The following is a 3,676-nucleotide window of genomic DNA, read 5'->3' on the forward strand; positions in this document are numbered from 1 at the left end:
CTGACGTTGAGGCTGCTTTGGAGTTGAAGGTTTCTGAAGACCAAACTTTGAACGAGATGATTATCCACACGACACAAATCACTGGTGAGAAGATCACTTTGCGTCGTTTCCAAGTTGTTGAGAAGGCTGAAGGACAAGAGTTCGGTGCATACTCACACATGGGTGGACGTATTTCTTCAGTTGTATTGTTGGACGGTGCTGATGCAGAAGTTGCCAAGGACGTTGCTATGCACGTTGCCGCAATTGCACCACACTACGTTTCACGTGAAGAAGTGCCTGCTGATGTTTTGGCACACGAGAAGGAAGTTCAAATGAACTCAGAAGACTTGGCTGGTAAGCCTGACAACATCAAGGAAAAGATGGTTGAAGGTCGTTTGAACAAGTTCTTGGCTGACATCTCATTGGTTGACCAACCATTCGTTAAGGGTGACGGTAAGGAAACTGTTGCTAAGTTCGTAGAGTCAAAGGGTGGCAAGGTTGTGTCATTCGTTCGCTACGAAGTTGGTGATGGTATCGAAAAGGCAGAAACTGACTTTGCTGCAGAAGTTGCTGCTCAAATCGGTTAATCAGAACTGAGGCTTATTAAATAATGGCAGACGTAAAGTACAAGCGCGTACTTTTGAAGTTGTCAGGTGAGGCCTTGGCTGGTGAACGCGGCTACGGAATTGATCCTGAAACTGTCAAGAGTATCGCGGCAGAAATTAAGGATGTATACGAACTTGGCGTTGAGATTGCTATCGTTGTCGGCGGTGGTAATTTGTGGCGCGGGGAAGCTGGCGCAAAGTTGGGCATGGAACGTGCCCAAGCTGATTACGTTGGTATGTTGGGAACGACGATGAACGCCTTGGCATTGCAAGATGCTTTGGAATCTGAAGACGTACCAACTCGTGTACAAACTGCGATTGAAATGCGTCAAGTGGCAGAACCATACGTTCGTCGTAAGGCTGTTCGCCACTTGGAAAAGGGTCGCGTTGTGATCTTTGGTGCCGGAACGGGTTCACCATACTTCTCAACTGACACAACGGCTGCATTGCGTGCCGCTGAAATCAACGCTGAGGCTATTTTGATGGCTAAGAACGGTGTTGACGGTGTTTACAACGATGACCCTCGTAAGAACCCTGACGCAGTTATGTTCGAGTCATTGACGCACAAGGACATCATTGCGCAAGGTTTGAAGGTCATGGACTCAACGGCCTCAACGTTGTCAATGGACAATGATATCAATTTGGTAATCTTTAACATGAACACAGCTGGTAATATTAAGCGTGTGGTCTTGGGCGAGAATATCGGAACGACCGTGGAGGTAAACTAATATGGCTAATCCAATTCTTGATTCAGCTAACGAGCGTATGGGTAAGGCTGCTGACGTTTTGCGTCGCGAGCTTGGTAATATCCGTGCCGGTGTGGCAAACCCATCAATTTTGCGTAATGTTACGGCAGAATATTATGGGGCACCAACACCTTTGAACCAATTGGCTTCAATTACTGTGCCTGAAGCACGTGTATTGTTGATTACACCATTTGACAAGTCAATCTTGAAGGATATCGAGCAAGCAATTTTTGCTTCTGATCTTGGATTGACACCAGCTAATGACGGATCAGTGATTCGTTTGGTAATTCCTGCCTTGACTGAGGAAACTCGTAAGTCATTGGCTAAGGAAGTTAAGGGTGAGTCAGAAAAGGCTAAGGTTGCGGTTCGTAACGTTCGTCGTGACGCCATGGACGATGCCAAGAAGGCATTGAAGAACGGTGACATGTCAGAAGACGAAGCACGTAAGCTTGAAGACGACATCCAAAAGGCTACTGATGCCGCTGTTAAGAATATTGACGGTATCGCTGCTGAAAAGGAAAAGGAATTGTTGACGATTTAATTCGACTAATGATTTTTCAAAAAGCACTCAACTTTGATAGTTGGGTGCTTTTTTGTTTAAAGAGTGGCGTCGCTGTTGTGAATCCCGTATAGTGATAAGGTACAAATGAACAGGGGGAGTCACATGATTGATGTACACAGTCATTTATTACCAAATATTGACGACGGGTCAAGCTCGCTAGAAGCATCAATACAATTAGCTCGTGTCGCGGTAATAGAGGGGATTACGCATTCGTTGGTGACACCACACCACATGGACGGTCAATTCATTAATCACGCGACTGATGTTATTAATTTGACGGCTGTTTTTCAAACAGAATTAGATCGATTAGCAATCCCGTTAACGGTTTTTCCAGCGCAAGAAGTGCGATTGACTAGTGAATTATTAACGGCATTGGATGCGGGTGATATTTTAACAACGGACACGCAGGGCAGGTTTCTGTTGGTTGAATTACCGGCCAACGAGGTGCCATTATATACAAGTGAAATATTGTTTCAGCTGCAACAACGAGGGATTACGCCGGTAATTGTGCATCCTGAACGGAATCACAGGTTGATGCAGGAACCGCGTTTGTTATACGACCTGGTTTCACAGGGGGCTTATACGCAGGTTACTGCGAGTTCATACGTTGGTGTCTTTGGGAAAGCGGTGATGGCATTTAGTGAGGATATTATAAGTCACGGCTTAGCTCAGATTATTGCCTCGGATGCCCATCAGTTGCCTGGGCGTCAGTATAATATGGCGAAAGCGTTCGAGAAGTTGGTGGCTACCTATGGCACAGGTTTAGCAACTGAATTCAACGAAAATGCGAAAGCCTTAATTAATGGTACAAGCGTTTCAAGGCAACAAATAGTGCCAATTAAGAAAAAAAGGCTATTTTCAGCTTATTAAAAAGACTGGTCATCAACATGATGATCAGTCTTTTTTGTCGCACAAAACACATTAACGTTTTGTGACAAAACGAAAATTCAGTAATAGTTAACGGGGTTACATGCAACAAAAATGATGGCATTAAGATACGGGACTGAAATATAGTATGACCGTTTGCATAAAACAAATCGATAGGCAAAATACTGGTCTTCAATACAGGAATATGTCAGCTAAAACGACTGATTCAGTGTGAAAAACGCGAAATCAGTCGTTTTTTGCTGTTACATCGCGTTAATATGTCGCTTTTTAATAAATGCTACACTGGCGGTACTTATTTTTGAGATGACATTCTTGGGGAGTATTTAATTATGGACAACATCATTGATGTAGGTAGATTATGGCAAATTATTAAACGCAACGTGTTGTTGATGACGCTGTTGGGGATTGCTGCTGGAGGCATTGCCTATGGGATTGCGACGCATGTCATGCAGCCACAATATCGGGCGACGGTGGCACTGTTAGTTAATCGTAAGACGACTTCAGGACAGCAAGGTGTGCAGTTAGGTGATCAACAAGCAGATGTGCAGCTAATTCAGACGTACAAGGATATCTTGACGCGTCCAATCATCTTGAATGAGGCAATCAAACGCTTGGAGTTACCAACTAAAGTTGAGAAAGTGCCACGCCTGCCTGCTAAACACATGACTGATGCGTTTGGACAAACTGTTGAAATTACCGCGGCTCAGCCAGCGCAATATAAGTGGCGCGCTTCTAAGTACGTTGATAGTCACTTGACGGCGAAACAGCTCGTTAGAATGGTGAATGTTTCTAGTTTGACGAATTCACAAGTGTTCTCAATTAATGTTGATGCCTCAAATCCAACGGCGGCACGCGATATTGCGAACGCCATTGCAGATGCTTTTCAGGCAAAAATT

5 protein-coding genes are annotated in these 3,676 nt (G+C 44.5%); all 5 read left to right on the top strand.

Going from position 1 to position 3,676, the window contains the following annotated elements; genetic code table 11:
- Positions 1–566: translation elongation factor Ts (gene tsf, locus WEIDD23_RS14175; protein WP_242865353.1), on the top strand; the 566-nt coding region annotated here is incomplete at its 5' end.
- Positions 567–589: 23 nt separating this feature from the next.
- Positions 590–1,312 carry a UMP kinase gene (pyrH, locus tag WEIDD23_RS00935; protein ID WP_010371856.1) on the top strand — a complete coding sequence of 241 codons (723 nt, stop codon included), beginning with the start codon at positions 590–592 and terminating at the stop codon, positions 1,310–1,312.
- 1 nt (position 1,313) lies between these two features.
- The gene (frr, locus tag WEIDD23_RS00940) at positions 1,314–1,871 is read left to right on the top strand and encodes a ribosome recycling factor (RefSeq protein WP_010371853.1); all 558 of its coding nucleotides are present in this window, start codon (positions 1,314–1,316) and stop codon (positions 1,869–1,871) included.
- Between the two features lie 123 nt (positions 1,872–1,994).
- Complete coding sequence (locus tag WEIDD23_RS00945) at positions 1,995–2,762, top strand: tyrosine-protein phosphatase (RefSeq protein WP_010371849.1); 768 nt, start codon at positions 1,995–1,997, stop codon at positions 2,760–2,762.
- A 347-nt stretch (positions 2,763–3,109) separates the two neighbouring features.
- The coding region (locus WEIDD23_RS00950) for a YveK family protein (protein ID WP_242865354.1) at positions 3,110–3,676 on the top strand (567 nt) is incomplete at its 3' end.

The sequence above is a fragment of the Weissella sp. DD23 genome (assembly GCF_001579105.1).
Taxonomy (GTDB): Bacteria; Bacillota; Bacilli; order Lactobacillales; family Lactobacillaceae; genus Weissella; species Weissella cibaria.

Excerpts from the sequence above, each read along its gene's own strand:
- pyrH (WP_010371856.1), top strand. The coding sequence starts at position 590 with ATGGCAGACGTAAAGTACAAGCGCGTACTTTTGAAGTTGTCAGGTGAG.
- frr (WP_010371853.1), top strand. The coding sequence starts at position 1,314 with ATGGCTAATCCAATTCTTGATTCAGCTAACGAGCGTATGGGTAAGGCT.
- WEIDD23_RS00945 (WP_010371849.1), top strand. The coding sequence starts at position 1,995 with ATGATTGATGTACACAGTCATTTATTACCAAATATTGACGACGGGTCA.